Source organism: Burkholderia singularis, from assembly GCF_001718875.1.
GTDB classification, from domain to species: domain Bacteria; phylum Pseudomonadota; class Gammaproteobacteria; order Burkholderiales; family Burkholderiaceae; genus Burkholderia; species Burkholderia singularis.
Map to the genome: position 1 here is coordinate 267,891 of NZ_CP013448.1, position 15,450 is coordinate 283,340.

Here is a 15,450-nt window from a genome sequence, read left to right on the forward strand (position 1 = left end):
GCTTGCAGGCCGTTATTTGAACGAAGGAACTCTATGCAACTGGTCAAGACCGAACGAGACACCCTCCTAAGGCCGCTGCAAACCGTGAGCGGTATCGTCGAACGCCGCCACACGTTGCCGATCCTCGCCAATCTGCTGATCACGAAGAGCGGCTCGGACGTGTCGTTTCTGTCGACCGACCTCGAACTCCAGATCACCACGCGCGCCGATTTCGGCGTCGGCGGCGATCAGGTGGCGACCACCGTCGCGGCGCGCAAACTGCTCGACATCCTGCGCGCGATGCCGGACGGCCAGGTCACGCTGACGCTCGCGGACAAGCGCCTGACCGTGCAATCCGGCAAGAGCCGCTTTGCGCTGCAAACGCTCGCCGCCGACGAATTTCCGACCGTGGCGCAAGCGAAGGATTTCGGCGCGAGCCTGAGCGTGCCGCAAAAAGCATTCCGTCAGTTGCTCGGGATGGTGCATTTCGCGATGGCGCAGCAGGACATTCGCTATTACCTGAACGGAATGCTGCTCGTCGTCGACGGCGACCGGCTGATGGCGGTGGCGACCGACGGTCACCGCCTCGCGTACTCGTCGATGAAGATCGAAGGCTCGTTCGGCCGCCAGGAAGTGATCGTGCCGCGCAAGACGATTCTCGAACTGCAGCGCCTGCTCGAGGATATCGACGACGCCGTCAAGATCGACATCGCGCAGACGCAGGCGAAATTCACGTTCGGCCAGGTCGAACTCGTCTCGAAGCTCGTCGAGGGCAAGTTCCCCGACTTCCAGCGCGTGATCCCGAAGGCCCACAAGAACACGTTCGAGATCGGCCGCGAGGAGTTGCAGCGTTCGCTGCAGCGCGCGGCCATCCTGACGTCCGACAAGTTCAAGGGCGTGCGCTGCATCGTCGCGCCCGGCCAGCTGAAAATCATGTCGACAAACGCCGACCAGGAGGAAGCGCAGGAGGAACTGGAAATCGCCTACCAGGGCGATACGGTCGACATCGGCTTCAACGTCACGTATCTGCTCGACGTGCTCGCGAACCTGAAGGTCGACACCGTGCAGGTGAGCCTCGGCGACGCAAGCTCGAGCGCGCTCATCACCGTGCCTGAGAACGACGAATTCAAGTACGTCGTGATGCCGATGCGCATTTGAGCGCGCGCGACTGACCGATATACCAAGGGGCGGCAAGCCCCTTTGGCGTTTTTATGGCGATTTGAGAAGTATCGCGCTGCCTTGCCGGCGGCCAGCAGAACCGGAAGAAATCCATGACTGAACAGCACAATTCGCAGCCCGAAAACAGCTATGGCGCCTCGTCGATCCAGATTCTCGAGGGTCTGGAGGCAGTGCGCAAGCGTCCCGGGATGTACATCGGCGATACGTCGGACGGCACCGGTCTGCACCACCTCGTGTTCGAAGTGCTCGACAACTCGATCGACGAGGCGCTCGCCGGCCATTGCAACGATATCCACGTGACGATCCACGCGGACAACTCGATCTCCGTCACCGACAACGGCCGCGGCATTCCGACCGACGTCAAGCTCGACGACAAGCACGAACCGAAGCGTTCGGCCGCCGAGATCGTGATGACCGAGCTGCATGCGGGCGGCAAGTTCGACCAGAACAGCTACAAGGTGTCGGGCGGCCTGCACGGCGTCGGCGTGTCGTGCGTGAACGCGCTGTCGAGCTGGCTGCGCCTGACCGTGCGCCGCAACGGCAAGAAGCACTTCATGGAGTTTCAGCGCGGCGTCGCGCAAAACCGCGTGCTCGAAACGCGCGACGGCGTCGAAGTCTCGCCGATGCAATTGATCGGCGACACCGAGAACCGCGGCACCGAAGTGCACTTCATGGCCGATCCGACGATCTTCGGCACGGTCGAATACCACTACGACATCCTCGCGAAACGCATCCGCGAGCTGTCGTTCCTGAACAATGGCGTGCGCATTCGCCTGACCGACCAGCGCACCGGCAAGGAAGACGATTTCGCGTTCGTCGGCGGCGTGAAGGGCTTTGTCGAATACATCAACAAGACGAAGAGCGTGCTGCATCCGACCATCTTCCACATCAACGGCGAGAAGGACGGCGTCGGCGTCGAGGTCGCGATGCAGTGGAACGACAGCTACAACGAAAACGTGCTGTGCTTCACGAACAACATCCCGCAGCGCGACGGCGGCACGCACCTCACCGGCCTGCGCGCGGCGATGACGCGCGTGATCAACAAGTACATCGCCGACAACGAGATCGCGAAGAAGGCGAAGGTCGAGACGACCGGCGACGATATGCGTGAAGGACTGTCGTGCGTGCTGTCGGTGAAAGTGCCCGAGCCGAAGTTCAGCTCGCAGACGAAGGACAAGCTCGTCTCGTCGGAGGTGCGCGCGCCGGTGGAGGAAGTGGTCGCGAAGGCGCTCGAGGAATTCCTGCTCGAAACACCGAACGACGCGAAGATCATCTGCGGCAAGATCGTCGAGGCGGCGCGCGCGCGGGATGCCGCGCGCAAGGCGCGCGAGATGACGCGCCGCAAAGGCGTGCTCGACGGCGTCGGCCTGCCCGGCAAGCTCGCCGACTGCCAGGAGAAAGACCCGGCGAAGTCGGAAATCTACATCGTCGAGGGCGACTCGGCCGGCGGCTCGGCCAAGCAGGGACGCGACCGGAAATTCCAGGCGATCCTGCCGCTGCGCGGCAAGGTGCTGAACGTCGAGAAGGCGCGCTACGACAAGCTGCTGTCGTCCGAACAGATCGTCACGCTCGTGACCGCGCTTGGCTGCGGAATCGGCAAAGACGACTACAACCTCGACAAGCTCCGCTACCACCGGATCATCATCATGACCGACGCGGACGTCGACGGCGCGCACATCCGCACGCTGCTGCTCACGTTCTTCTACCGGCAGATGCCGGAAATGATCGAGCGCGGCTACGTGTACATCGCACAGCCGCCGCTCTACAAGGTAAAGGCGGGCAAGGACGAGCGCTACCTGAAAGACGACGCGGAGTTGAGCGCGCACATGCTGCGGCTCGCGCTGCAGAACTCGGAACTCGTGCCGCAGGAAAACGCCGCCCCCATCTCGGGCGATGCGCTCGGCGAGTTGGCGCGCTCGTATCTGCTGTCGCGCGGGGTGATCGAGCGGCTCGGACGGCTGTACGACCCGGCGGCGCTCGAGGCGATCATGGACGGCGTATCGATCGATCTGTCGAACGACGCGGCAACGCAAGCGTCCGCGAAAGCGTTGCAGGCCGCGCTCGAGGACGATGCGCACAAGAACGAAGTGCGGGTTCTGCCGGCGTATGACGAAGTGCGCGAGCACCGGTCGCTGCGGATCGAGCGGCCGCATCATGGCAATGTTCGCGTGTCGGTGATCGACGAGGAATTTCTTGTCACCGCCGATTATCAGCAGCTCGTGAATACCGCGAATACGTTCAAGGGGTTGATCGGCAACGGTGCGCTGATCAAGCGCGGCGAGCGCAGCTCCGAGGTGTCGAACTTCAAGAGCGCGATGCAATGGCTGATGTCCGACGCGGAGCGCAATATGTCGAAGCAGCGCTACAAGGGGCTCGGCGAGATGAATCCCGAGCAGCTGTGGGAAACCACGATGGACCCGGACGTGCGGCGCCTGCTGCGCGTGCAGATCGAGGATGCGATTGCGGCCGATGGGATTTTCACGACGCTGATGGGCGATGAAGTCGAACCGCGGCGTGCGTTTATCGAGTCGAATGCGTTGCGGGCGGGGGATATTGATGTTTGAGGGGGGTGTCGCTCGTAAGCATCCCAACTGATCCCTTCGGTCCTCCACGAAACAAAAAGCGCCGCCAAGCGGCGCTTTTTGTTTTTCGATCACCCCTCGCTACGCCTCTCCCCCCGACTCGGCCGCCTCATTCGCATGGGCCGACAGCGGTTCGCCGATCGCATAGAAATGGCCACCCGCGACATGATGCAGGCTCCGCCATGCCGGCCCCGCGCTCTCGAAGCGCCAGTGACCATCCCGAAACACGCGCGTGTCGGACCATGCATCGACGATCTCGCCAATGAACAAGTCATAAGCCTGCTGGTTATGAGGCTCGGGGATAAGCTTGCATGCGAGCCACGCCGAGCAGCCCGCGACGAACGGCAACGCGTGACCGTCGATGTCGAACAGCGTGACACCCGCCTGTTGCAGCTTGCCCGGCTCGTCCACCGCACTTACGGTGCCGACTTCATGCGTCAGCCGCAATTGCGCGGCCGTCGGCACCTGAATCGCGAACAAGCCGCTCTGCTCGATAAGCGCGCGCGTTTTCGTCGCCTTGTCCAGCACGACCGTCAGCTTGGGCGGAGAGAAATCCAGGGCGCACGCCCATGCCGCGGCCATCACGTTATCCACGCCCTCGTGACGGGCCGATACGAGCACGGTCGGCCCGTGATTGATGAGCCGGCAGGCCTTGGCCAACTCGACTCGGGCGATAGGGTTGTTCATTCACACTCCTCAAGAACGGGACGCTTTTCAGATAAACATCCGGCTAATCGATGCGCCCTCAGCCGTTCATTATTACATGCCCGTCTATATCGTTTTGTAAGACGCATACGCTCCATTCTGGTGCAAGCGGACTAATTCATCGAAGTTTCATGTCTCCATTCAATCTAAATATTAAATGGCTGCCAAAATAAATCGGCATATCCAGCAACGCACCGATTCGACGGTGCCATATACCTTCGGATATCTTCACCAAGTCGTTCAAATGAATATTATGAGCGACATGGTTTCATCAACGCCAACAGATAAGAGCAATAACGCAAACTCGCATTGAAACGAGCAATTCCCGCATTTGCCCCAATTTCGGCGAGCATGCAAATCAAACAAAAAACATATCGAGGCTCTCGAAAGAGTCCAGGTACATCAGCCAGCCACACTTCGATAAGCGAGGTATTTCTATTCGAGTTGTTCCTGCAATAGCGCGGTCGTCGACCGTTTATCCATTTCACTGAATTTCATTTTTCCGCGATCGTCTCTGGAGGCATCCATGAACCGAGTCCGCAATTCCGGCATCACGCATCCCGCACCGTTCTTCTCCGAATCGGAAAGCCTGGAGCGCAAAGCGAAAATCGACCGATATCTCGATAAAAAAATGGAGGAATGGCGTCAGTCGATTCCCTATGCGTCACACATGAAAGACAAAAATATCAACATGAATTACTACCGTCGCACGCTGATCGAGCACGTGTGGCGCATTCGCCTGTCGCGAGCGAGCCAGGCCAAGGCCATCTATAAGATCGCGCAGATCTCGCCGGCTGCCGCACAAGACTATGCGCATTATCAGGCCGACGAAATGCTGCACGACAAGCTCTACATCCGCGATTGCGAAGCAGCCGGCGTGTCGATCGAGGAAATTCTGAATACCGAGCCTTATCTGTCGACCAAACTTTTTGAAGGCTTTTTCTATTACACCCTCGAACACGAACACCCGATGGCGCCGGTGGTATCGAACTACCTCGTCGAATATACGCAGGCCAAGCTGCAGCCGGACATCGTGAAGAATCTCAAATCCACGCTCGGCCACGATCTGATCAAGGGGCAGGAGGCGCATCTCGTCGTCGACACGCGAGACGACCATTCGCTGGAAATGTGGAAGATCCTCAATCAACTCATTCTCAGCGAGGAGGATTACGAGGCCGTATTCAAGTACATCGACGATGTACAGGAAATCCTCGCCATGTTCTTCCGCGAAATCTACGAAGACACGGTATTGGCACCGCAAAAATCCGCTGCGTGACCGCCAGCGCCGACGCGTAGCATCCCGGATGCCAACGTGCCGGCGCCGCCCTTGCCGCCTGTCGATGGCTCGGCAGGCGGATCATGTATGTATCCCCGGAACCGATTCCTCATTTCACGATCCGCAGAATTCAGATCATTTGGAGGGAATATGTATTTGCGTGTCGAACCGATTAAGACGTTGGGGCGGGATATGAGGGTGCCCGCCTCGAAACCGGAAACGCAGCGCGCCATCATCGCCGCGAGTCTCGCCCAGGGTATCTCGACCGTGCGCAACGACTTGCGCTGCGTAGAAACGGAAACCATGAAAACCGCTTGCCGCAAGCTGGGCGCGACGATCGACGAAACCGCGGGTGCGCTGACGATCACCGGCACCGGCGGCCGCTTCAGCAACGACGTCCACGTCATCGACGCGCAAGGCTCCGGGCTCGTATTCCGCACGATGATGGCATTGAGCAGCATGCGCGGCATTCCGACGATTCTCACGGGCGATGCCACGCTGCGTCGGCGCGTCATGAAACCGCTGTTCGATGCGCTGCATGTGCTCGGCGCGAACTTCACCTATCTCGGCGACGAAGGCAAGGCTCCCGTGATCAATTGGGGCAAGGCGCTCGACGGCTCGCACTGCGCGCTGGCGGGCGACATCAGCTCGCAGTTCGTCACCGCGCTGCTCATGACGGCTCCGCTCGCGCAACGCAGCATCGACATCCGGATGACGCCGCCTGTTCTCTCCCAATCGTATATCGATCAAACACTCGACTTCATGAAGCTCGCGGGGCTCGACGTACAAGCCAGCCCCGACTACACCGCCTACCGCGTGTCGCCCGGAGCGTACCGGGCATTCGACACGCACATCAACGCCGACTTCACTTCGCTTTCCTATCTTCTGATGGCTTGCGCACTTTTTCCCGGCGCCTATCGGATTGCCGGCATCCAGCAAGAAACGCTGCAAGGCGAAAAACTCTTCATCGACATCGTCGAGGCGCTCGGCGTGCGGCTGCGCTACGCGCCCGGCCACATACTCGAAGTCGATAGCTCGAATGCCGGCCTCGAAGGCAATTTCGAGTTCGACGTCAGCAGCGGCCCCAACATCATTCCGACACTCGTTGCACTGAGCCTTTTCGTCAAAGGCAAGCTGACCGTGCGGGGCGGCTCGGTCACGCGGTTTCACAAATCGTCGCGCATCGAATCGATGGTCGGCGAAGTCCGCAAGCTCGGCGCGGACATCGAGATCATCCGGCATCCGGACGGTCACACGGACGGCTTCGTCACGCGCGGCAGGGACCGTTATGCGGGCGGGATTTCGCTCAGCAGCTGCGGCGATCACCGGAACTTCATGTCGCTGTTCGTCGCGGCATTGCGTTTTGACAATGCGTGCAATCTCGACGGCTATGCCGACGTGTCGTGCTCATTTCCGGATTTCATCGATCAGTTCCGCGAACTCGGCGTGGAAAGTCTTGCTGCAAACCATTACTACGTTGCAGCCGCGGACGAATGAATCGAAGTCGTCGGACGACGCCTCGCGCGTCGTCATACTTCCTTCCCACCACCTTGGAGATTCCAGTGGACAAGCGATTCAAACTCGAAAGCAGCGCTACGCAAGCGTCGCAGGCCGGCAATCGCGCTCGATCGCAATCCTGCACGATGCCATTGGAAAGTTCTTGCACGCCTGCCAAGCCCATCTGGCAATCCGCTTTGCAGCCGATGCTGGATAACGAATCCGGCCACGCGCCTCCCAAACTGTCGTCCCGGCAGCAGCAAATCCTGATTTACATCATCCGTGGCTATCAGAATAAAGCGATTGCCCATCTGCTCGGCATCGAAATCGTCACGGTCAAGATGCATATCGGCGTACTGTTCAAAAAGCTGGGCGTCCGAAACCGCACCACGGCGGCCGTGCGCGGCATCGATCTCATCCGCGAAAGAGCGGACAAAGCATCGACCAACGCATATTGAACTGCCAGGGGCATCTCGCGTCGTCTGCTGGCAGCGCATGCGGTTCCGCGCATTTCTTCGAAAAAACCAAATTGCCCGCGTTACTGCCCGGCTTTGCGCCGTATCGCCGGAACGGGCGCGCCTGGATGCGTCCGTTTCCGGCGCCGCGAATGGCGGATATCGGACGGCCCGCACGGGTCCGGCCACCGGTTGCTTTGCCACAGCGGCCTGAACGGACCGGAGGCGGCCGTACAAGCCGCATCCCATATCAACGATCGCGCGTGCCGTCGCTGCGCGGCGTGGCGCTCGCCATCGCGCGGCATTCACGCGATCCGATAGCGGGCCAGTGCCGACTGATCCCATTCGACACCGCTTCCCGGTGTGTCGTTCGGCATCGCGTTGCCGTCGACGATCCGCATCGGTTCAGCCAGCACGAGATCGGCATAATCGTAATACTGCAGCCAGTGCGCGGTCGGCGTAACCGCCATCAAGTGCGCGCTGAATTCCTGATAGTTATGCGTGCTCACCGATAGCGACGCCGCATCGGCCAACGCCGCGCCCTGCATCCAACGCGAGACGCCGCCGATCTTCATCAGATCGAACATCAACAGATCGGATGCGCCGGCCGCAATGCATTTGCCAAGCTCGTTCGTCCCAAAGCAGTTCTCGCCCATCTGAATCGGCGTGATTGTCTCGCGCGCGATGCGCGCGTGTCCCGCATAGTCGTCCTGCCGAGTCGGCTCCTCGATCCAGCCCAGCCCGAACGAATCGAGCGCCCTGCAGCGGCGAATCGCCTCGTCCACCGTCAACCCCTGGTTGTAGTCGACGCACAGCATCGACTTCGTGCCGAGCACGGATTTCACCGCGGCCACCACCTCGAGATCCTGTTCGAGCGAAATATGGCCGAGCTTGATTTTCATCGCCCGAAAGCCGCGCTCCAGCGATTGCTCCGCGAGCCGGCAACTGGCGTCGACACCGAGCATCCCGATGCTCGAATACGCGGGAATCGGCTGCGGCGCGCCGCCGAGCGCGCGGGACAACGGAACGCCCAATGCGCGAGCATGCGCATCCCAAAGCGCCATCTCGACGCCAGCCACCGCCATGCTGACGAGCCCCGTATTGCCGACCAGATGAAAATGCGATTCGAGCAGATCGCGCGTATCGAGCGCAATAAGCTGCTTGCCTTGCAGCAGCTCGCCGAACGATGCGATCAGCGTCGACAGCGGCTTGAGAACGAGCGGGGTGAATACGAACAGATACGCGTGCCCCGTGACGCCCTGCTCGGTGTGCAGATCGATCAGCACGAACGGCGCATCCGCAATCAAGCCGCTTGCCGTGCGGATCGGGTTCGACATCGGCAACCTTACGGCAGTGACCGTCAATTCGCGAAACGTCAACGCAGACGACATGAACTCTCTCCCTATCGATGCACTTCGGTTCAGACCCGGCGACGAGCGCCACCGGCCGCTCGCGGCCGCTTACAGCGTCAGAATTGCGCGCACACGACAATCAGCCCGGACGTCACGAGCGTCAGCCCCCAACGCTCGAGCATGCCGAGCTTCTCGCGCATCAGCTTGCGAGACACCAGATAACTGAACAGCACCTCGACCAGCCCGAGCGTGCGCACGTCCGCCGCGCCGTGAAGCGCAAGCGCGGTCAATTCGCCGATGGTCGCCAGCGCGCCGACCGTTCCGACCGTCAACGAAAAACGCCAGATCCGAACGATCGCGAGCAATCCGGCGCGATTCGCCAGCAGCAGATATCCGCCCAGCACGACCGACTGGATCAACTGCGCCCACAGCACGCCCCACGCGCCGTTCATCCACGGCGTCACGCCCGGCTGATGCAAGGCCGCCGCGCGATAGCCGACCGCCATCAACGCAAACGCCGCGCCCGCGCCCAACCCATAAACGGCCGATAAACCGAACCCGCCGCCCACGTCCGTCGCACGCCGCCCCGGTCCCGAATAGGTCAGCAAGACAACGCCCAGCATCGCGATCAACATGCCCAGCATCGAAAGTCCGCCCGGCACTTCATGCAGCACCAGCAGCGAAACCAGCGCCACTTGCAACGGTTCGGTTTTCGAGAACGCTACCGCCACGACGAAGTTGCGCTGCTTCATCGCCATCAACAACAACGCGGTCCCGCCCAACTGCGCGAGCGCCCCAAGCGTCAACCACCCCGCCCACGCCGCCGTTACCGCAGGCAGCGTGCCCCCCATGCGCGATAACAACAGCATCCATAGCAGCGAAAACGGCAGGCCGTACAGAAACCGCACGAGCGTTGCAGGCAACGTCCCGGCCTGCTCGGTCAAGCTGCGCTGGGCGGCATTGCGCACCGTGCGCCCAAACGCCGCGCACAAGACGATCGGCACCCAGGCCCACTCCCATACAGTCGACGCAAGCAACGGCACCTCCATAGTCATCCGAATCGCATCGCCGGCGGGCTAAGAAGCTGAATCGCTCCTGCGCCGACGCTCCGTACCCGCGCGAGCCGCGCGGACCATGCCATGTGCTGCCGGCGCGTTCAGTCCACGCGCTTCCACACCGATATCGGCACATCGCCATTCGGGCGCGCAACGACGCGGTAGCTCAATTCATCGCCGTTCAGTTCATAGGTGCGCTTTTGCTGCTCGCCTTCCCAATTCGGAAACGACGCATGTTGAATGTAAAAAACCAGCGTGTGCGACGCCGGATCGATTTCGAGCGTGCCGAAGTGCGTGCTCGATCCCATCACGGCATCCTTGTATTCGGCCTCCGTTGCCGAACGTTTGTCGCCCGAGCCAAAGCGCGCGCGTTCCGCCTTGAAGATCTGCAACGAATAGCGTCCGGCGCGATCGATCATCAAGAGGCCGGACGGCGCGGCGCCATAATCGCGGCCGCGCGTGCCGTCCGGATGTTCGACGTCCGCGGCCACGAGTGCCCAGGTGCCGGCAAGCGACGCCGACGCGCCACCCGCAACCGATATGACCGGCATCGCGAGCATTGCGCCCGCGCATGCCAACTTCATGGCCAATCGAATCAGCGATCCAGCGTTCGTCATATCGAGTCTCCAGGTTCGTCGTCCAAGGTATCGGAAATCATTGCTCATCTGCGTCAAGCCGGCATTCGCGCCGGCGCGTTGCGTGCGGCTTTGATGATAGCCAAACGACTCTGAAGGAGATGCGATAATTCCGTATCGATGCTGCGGGAAAACTGAATCATGTCTCTGCCGAATCTCGATATGGATGTGATGCGAACGCTGCTGGCCGCTCATCAATTGGGCAGCCTGAACCGTGCGGCCGAGCGCGTCGGCCGGTCCCAATCAGCGATCAGCCAGCAAATCCGCAAGCTCGAGGAGCAAGTCGGCTTGCCGCTGTTTCGCCGCCAAGGGCGCGGGCTCGTGCTGACCGACGCGGGCGACGTGATCCTCTCGTATGCCAAGCGCATTCTCGATCTCAATGACGAGGCAATACGCTCGGTGCGCGGCGCGGCACTCGAAGGCAGCGTGCGTTTCGGCCTGCCCAGCGATTTCGCGGAAACCTGGCTGCCCGGCGTGCTCGGCACATTCAAAAAAACCCATCCCGCGGTGCGCGTCGAAATCGCGGTCGAACCCAATCGCCTGCTGCTCGAGCGTCTCGACAAAGCGGAACTCGATCTGGTGCTGGCGCTCGGTCAGCAAGCGCGCCCCGATGCCGTACATGTCTCGACACTGCCTATGACGTGGATCGGCCCGCAAAACTTCACCCGCCGCTCGACCGCGGGCGCCGCGCTGGATCTCGCGCTCTACAATCCGCCCTGCCTTTTTCGTCGCGCGGGCGTGCAGGCGCTCGACGACGCGAATATTTCATGGCGGCTCGCATACACGACCGCGAGCCTTCAAAGCTTGTGGGCGGGGGTCGCCGCCGGCCTCGGCATCACGCTGCGCACGGCGGCCGGCATTCCGCCCACGCTGCGCCGGCTCGGCGTGCGTGACGGGCTGCCGGAGCTGCCCACGGTGGATTTGTGTCTGCATGGCGCGCACCGCAAACTGTCTCCCGCGCTCGAACAACTCAAGCAAGTCGTGCTGGAAAGCGCCGTCGAACATCTCGCCGTTTGACGCGCCCCCGCACCGCGCGGCCGCCGTCGAACCGTTCACGCGAAGCTTGCCGGCCGCATTCGGCATTGGCGTCACGCCGCTTGCGCCACGGCCGCTGCGACGGCAGGCATCACGCGCTCGTCGAAGATGTCTGGAATGATGCGGCCGGCATCGAGCTGATCCGCATCCACCAACCCCGCAATCGCGTGCACGGCGGCCAGCTTCATCGCATCGGTGAACGCCGGTGCGTGGCTGTCCAGCACGCCGCGAAAGAGCCCCGGATACGCAAGGCCGCCGTCTATCTGATTCGGAAGATCGCTGCGGCCGGTCGCAACGATTGCCCGCGTGCCCCGCAAGTCGGACGGCAGAATTTCGGGTTCGGGATTCGCCAGCGCAAACACGATCGGCTCGCGCGCCATCGATCCGATATCGTCGGCCGTCACCACGCCCGGCCCCGACACACCGAGAAACACGTCAGCGCCCGCGAGCAAGTCGCGCAGCGTGCCGGTCTCGCACGCGCCGTTCGTATGCTCGGCAAACCACGCTTTCGATGGGTTGAGATCGGCGCGGTCGCGATGAATCGCGCCGATCCGATCGCATGCGATCAGCCGCGTCACACCGAGCTGCATGAACATCTTCGCGCAGCCGGTGCCGGCCGCGCCCGCGCCGACCATCACGACCTTGATCTCGCCGATGCGTTTGCCGATCCGCTTCAGCGCATTGAGCAGCGCGGCGCTCGCCGAAATCGCCGTCGCGTGCTGGTCGTCGTGCAATACCGGAATGCCCAGCACCGATTCGAGCCGCGCCTCGATCTCGAAGCAGCGTGGCGCGGCAATATCCTCGAGCATCACTGCCCCGAAAGCCGGAGCGATGCGCGCGACGGTATCGACAATCTCCCCGCTGTCGCGCGTGTCGACACAGATCGGCACCGCATTGATGCCGGCGAAGCGCCGAAACACGAGCGACTTGCCCTCCATCACCGGCAGCGCGGCATACGGGCCGACGTCGCCAATGCCGGATACGGCCGTGCCGTCCGTCACGATCGCGACCGTGTTCTGCCGGATCGTGTAACGCCGGATCAACTCCGGATCGCGATGAATCGCGGCAGCAACGCGCGCGAACCCGGGCGTATAGACGCGAGCCAGATCTTCGCGGGTTTCGATGTTCACCCTGCCCGTCATCTGCAGCTTGCCGCCGAGATGCGCCTGAAACGCCGGATGAGATAGATCGACCATGAGCATGAGTTCCCGACTGAAATTGGACTGGATTGCAAAAAACGACGCATCCGCGCTGACCCACCGGCTATTCGCAATAGCTGATTCGAAAATGTGTGTCCGATTCGTGCTCGAGCACGTCGATCGATTGCGTGAGCGCGTGCTTGTCGACCACCCAAAGCGCATCCATTACGCAAATCGCACGGTCCGAATCCTCGAGCTTCAACCCCGGCTTTCCGTGCAGTTCGAGCAGATCGGGCGGCTGTCCGGCCGCCTCGTATTCGATCGTCTTGATCGTGCGGCCCTTTTCTCCGTACTTGCTGACGAACAGGGTGGCGCGCCGTTCGGCTGGATCGTCAAGGCGCGCGAGCTGCGACACACGGTCGATAAAGGCATGAAACATCGCACGCTCGGCATCGTCCTTCAGCAACAACGAGCGCAGCCACATCTCCAGCATCGACACGCCGGTGACGCGCTCAGTGCTGGCGTTGATCAGGCTGCCGCCCATGCGTGGGTTGATCTCGATGATTTCCCAGCGCCGTTTCGCTTCCCAATACTTCATCTCGACGTGATACGCCCCTTGCGTCAAACCGATACGCGTGAGGCAATCGCAGACGAATCGCGCGCCGTCCAGCAAGCTGTCGCGCGACAGCGAAACGGGAGGGGAAATCGACATGCTTTCGAGCGTGGTGCGCTGCAAGCGCTCGACGCGCGCTTTTTCGTGGATACAGATGACGCGCGGCCGATCGGCCGCGACGATCTCGAAGCTGAATTCCGGCCCTTCGACATACTCTTCGGCGAAAAACCCGTACTTGCCCATGAAGATGGCCGACAGTTTCCGGTCGTCCAGCATTTGCGCCCGCATCCTCGGCAAATCGTCGAGATCGCGCACGCTCTCCAGAATGAAGCACCCGAACGACGCCGCGCCGCGCACCGGCTTGACGAACCAACGGCGCGACGGATCGAGGTCGAGCCGCGCGGGGTCCTCGCCCTCGTTGAGGTGCACGCTCGTCACCGCGCTGAGCCCGGCGCGACGGAGAAATTCGCGGCAACGGAATTTGTCCAGACTCAGCTCCAGCGCCTCGCGCGGCGCATCCCGCGAGCCAAGCGCGCGGTTCAGATCGGCCATCAGCAGGCGATAGCCCTCGAAGGTCGCGATCGCCGCGAGCAGCCGGTAATGACGTTGCTCGAAGGTGCGAACCGCTTGCTCGACGTCCGCCTGCGTGAGTTCGGCGTGATCGACGAGCACCCAGTCGTCGAGCAACGTTTTATTCCGCTCGAATACCTCGGGATCGGGCGGCAACGAACTGAGCGCAACAAGCGCGATATCGCGTGTGGCGAGCAGCGCGCTGAGTTCGCGCGTGAAAGAGTTGCCCTGATGCATCAGCAAGACGATGGCGTCTTTCATTGCATGGTCTCCCCGGCCGGCTGAAGCATCCCGAGCGTTTGCTGGTACGCGAGCAGCGCATCCACCAGCAAACCGGCGCCGTCGCGACAGGGATCGACCACCGGCAAGCCGGTTTGATCCCGCAGCACCTGCGCTTCGTGGCGGTATGCTTCGTCGCTCAAGCCCGCGCTGTTGACGCTGATCGCCACCACTTTCGCCGGCCGCTCGAAGACGGTCAGCGCTTCGTTGAGCCGGATCAGCTCCGCAAGCGGCCGAATCTTCGTATTCCAGACCTTCGTGCGCTCGAGCCCGAGCCGATGGCAAAAAATCAGCGCATGCGGCAAACCGCCATGCAGCAGCGCCAACGCAATGCCGCTCGCGCCGATGTGATTGAGCGACCCCTGCCCTTCAAGCACGACCCAATCGTTTCCCACTGCCGCATCGAGCACCACCCTTTCCGCCGCGCCAGCGACAAAGTCGCTCGGAATGCAATCGACGACGATTCCGGTGCCGGAAATCAGCATGCCGGTTTGCCCCGTCGCCGCAAATCCGGTGCGAATACCGCGCCGGTTGGCTTCGTGAGTGATTTCGAGCGCCGCTGTCTTTTTTCCGATATTCGAATCGCTGCCGCACGTATGCACGACGAAACAGTCCAATTCCAGCACACGCGCCTTGTTGAGTTCGAGCGGCACCGGCTCTTTCGTCTCCCAGACGGTAATGCCCGCTTCGCTCGCCGCTTTCGCGAGATCCGGATCGGCATGCAATCTGAAATGGATGCTGTTGATCACATGCAAACCGCGCTGCATCGCCGTGCGAATCGGCTCCTTCCATCCGGGCGGCAGTTGCGCGGAATGCAGCCCCTTGCCGATGAACAGCACCTCCGGGCCGAAAGCCAGCGCTTGTTCGATATCCGCCACAACCGGGATATCGCCGCCGTATCCGATCACGTCCTGCACACGCTTGCCGGCCTGCGTGCTATCGATCACGGCGAGGCAGCGCTCGGGCCGGTAGCGCAGATAGGACGCCGCCACTTTGCTCGTGAACAGTCCAAAACAGCCTTCGGCGAAAACCACGCATTTCTTTGCAAGCAATTCGGCATGAGATAGGGTTTGCATCCGGGTCTCCATTGAACGGGGCA

13 protein-coding genes are annotated in these 15,450 nt (G+C 61.7%); 6 read left to right on the top strand and 7 right to left on the bottom strand.

Annotated features, from left to right (window positions below; genetic code table 11):
* The first annotated feature begins 33 nt into the window (after positions 1-33).
* Positions 34-1,137 (top strand): DNA polymerase III subunit beta, encoded by a 1,104-nt coding sequence (gene dnaN / locus AQ611_RS01260; RefSeq protein ID WP_059517166.1) that lies wholly within the window; start codon positions 34-36, stop codon positions 1,135-1,137.
* 113 nt (positions 1,138-1,250) lie between these two features.
* On the top strand, positions 1,251-3,722 hold the full coding sequence (gene gyrB / locus AQ611_RS01265) for a DNA topoisomerase (ATP-hydrolyzing) subunit B (RefSeq protein WP_059517165.1): 2,472 nt from the start codon (positions 1,251-1,253) through the stop codon (positions 3,720-3,722).
* Positions 3,723-3,821: 99 nt separating this feature from the next.
* Here gyrB and AQ611_RS01270 read toward each other — a convergent pair whose 3' ends face one another.
* The gene (locus tag AQ611_RS01270; protein WP_069233529.1) at positions 3,822-4,427 is read right to left on the bottom strand and encodes a flavin reductase family protein; all 606 of its coding nucleotides are present in this window, start codon (positions 4,425-4,427) and stop codon (positions 3,822-3,824) included.
* Between the two features lie 544 nt (positions 4,428-4,971).
* Here AQ611_RS01270 and AQ611_RS01275 point away from each other — a divergent pair.
* From AQ611_RS01275 to AQ611_RS01285, 3 genes are all read left to right on the top strand, one after another.
* Positions 4,972-5,721, top strand: a complete 750-nt coding sequence (locus tag AQ611_RS01275; RefSeq protein ID WP_059517161.1) for a hypothetical protein — start codon at positions 4,972-4,974, stop codon at positions 5,719-5,721.
* Between the two features lie 150 nt (positions 5,722-5,871).
* Complete coding sequence (locus AQ611_RS01280; protein WP_069233530.1) at positions 5,872-7,218, top strand: 3-phosphoshikimate 1-carboxyvinyltransferase; 1,347 nt, start codon at positions 5,872-5,874, stop codon at positions 7,216-7,218.
* Positions 7,219-7,283: 65 nt separating this feature from the next.
* The gene (locus AQ611_RS01285) at positions 7,284-7,676 is read left to right on the top strand and encodes a response regulator transcription factor (RefSeq protein ID WP_059517157.1); all 393 of its coding nucleotides are present in this window, start codon (positions 7,284-7,286) and stop codon (positions 7,674-7,676) included.
* A gap of 302 nt (positions 7,677-7,978) precedes the next feature.
* Here the strand turns inward: AQ611_RS01285 and AQ611_RS01290 are convergent, their stop codons facing one another.
* The 3 genes from AQ611_RS01290 to AQ611_RS01300 all read right to left on the bottom strand — a co-directional run bounded on the left by AQ611_RS01290 (position 7,979) and on the right by AQ611_RS01300 (position 10,697).
* The gene (locus AQ611_RS01290; RefSeq protein WP_069233531.1) at positions 7,979-9,064 is read right to left on the bottom strand and encodes an enolase C-terminal domain-like protein; all 1,086 of its coding nucleotides are present in this window, start codon (positions 9,062-9,064) and stop codon (positions 7,979-7,981) included.
* 77 nt (positions 9,065-9,141) lie between these two features.
* Entirely contained in the window at positions 9,142-10,080 is a 939-nt protein-coding gene (locus AQ611_RS01295) for a DMT family transporter (protein WP_069233532.1), read from the bottom strand.
* A gap of 101 nt (positions 10,081-10,181) precedes the next feature.
* Positions 10,182-10,697: a lipocalin-like domain-containing protein gene (locus tag AQ611_RS01300; protein WP_069233533.1), complete on the bottom strand. Its 516-nt coding sequence runs from the start codon at positions 10,695-10,697 to the stop codon at positions 10,182-10,184.
* Positions 10,698-10,856: 159 nt separating this feature from the next.
* Between AQ611_RS01300 and AQ611_RS01305 the strand changes: the two genes are divergently transcribed.
* Positions 10,857-11,732: a LysR substrate-binding domain-containing protein gene (locus AQ611_RS01305; protein ID WP_059517149.1), complete on the top strand. Its 876-nt coding sequence runs from the start codon at positions 10,857-10,859 to the stop codon at positions 11,730-11,732.
* Positions 11,733-11,803: 71 nt separating this feature from the next.
* On the opposite strand, the gene AQ611_RS01310 is transcribed toward AQ611_RS01305, so the two are convergent.
* The 3 genes from AQ611_RS01310 to AQ611_RS01320 all read right to left on the bottom strand — a co-directional run bounded on the left by AQ611_RS01310 (position 11,804) and on the right by AQ611_RS01320 (position 15,427).
* Positions 11,804-12,946, bottom strand: a complete 1,143-nt coding sequence (locus AQ611_RS01310) for an NAD(P)-dependent malic enzyme (protein WP_231935885.1) — start codon at positions 12,944-12,946, stop codon at positions 11,804-11,806.
* Positions 12,947-13,013: 67 nt separating this feature from the next.
* Positions 13,014-14,333, bottom strand: a complete 1,320-nt coding sequence (locus AQ611_RS01315) for an ATP-grasp domain-containing protein (RefSeq protein ID WP_069233534.1) — start codon at positions 14,331-14,333, stop codon at positions 13,014-13,016.
* On the bottom strand, positions 14,330-15,427 hold the full coding sequence (locus AQ611_RS01320; protein ID WP_069233535.1) for an N-acetyltransferase DgcN family protein: 1,098 nt from the start codon (positions 15,425-15,427) through the stop codon (positions 14,330-14,332). Before AQ611_RS01320 ends, AQ611_RS01315 begins: the two co-directional genes overlap by 4 nt.
* Between the last annotated feature and the right edge of the window lie 23 nt (positions 15,428-15,450).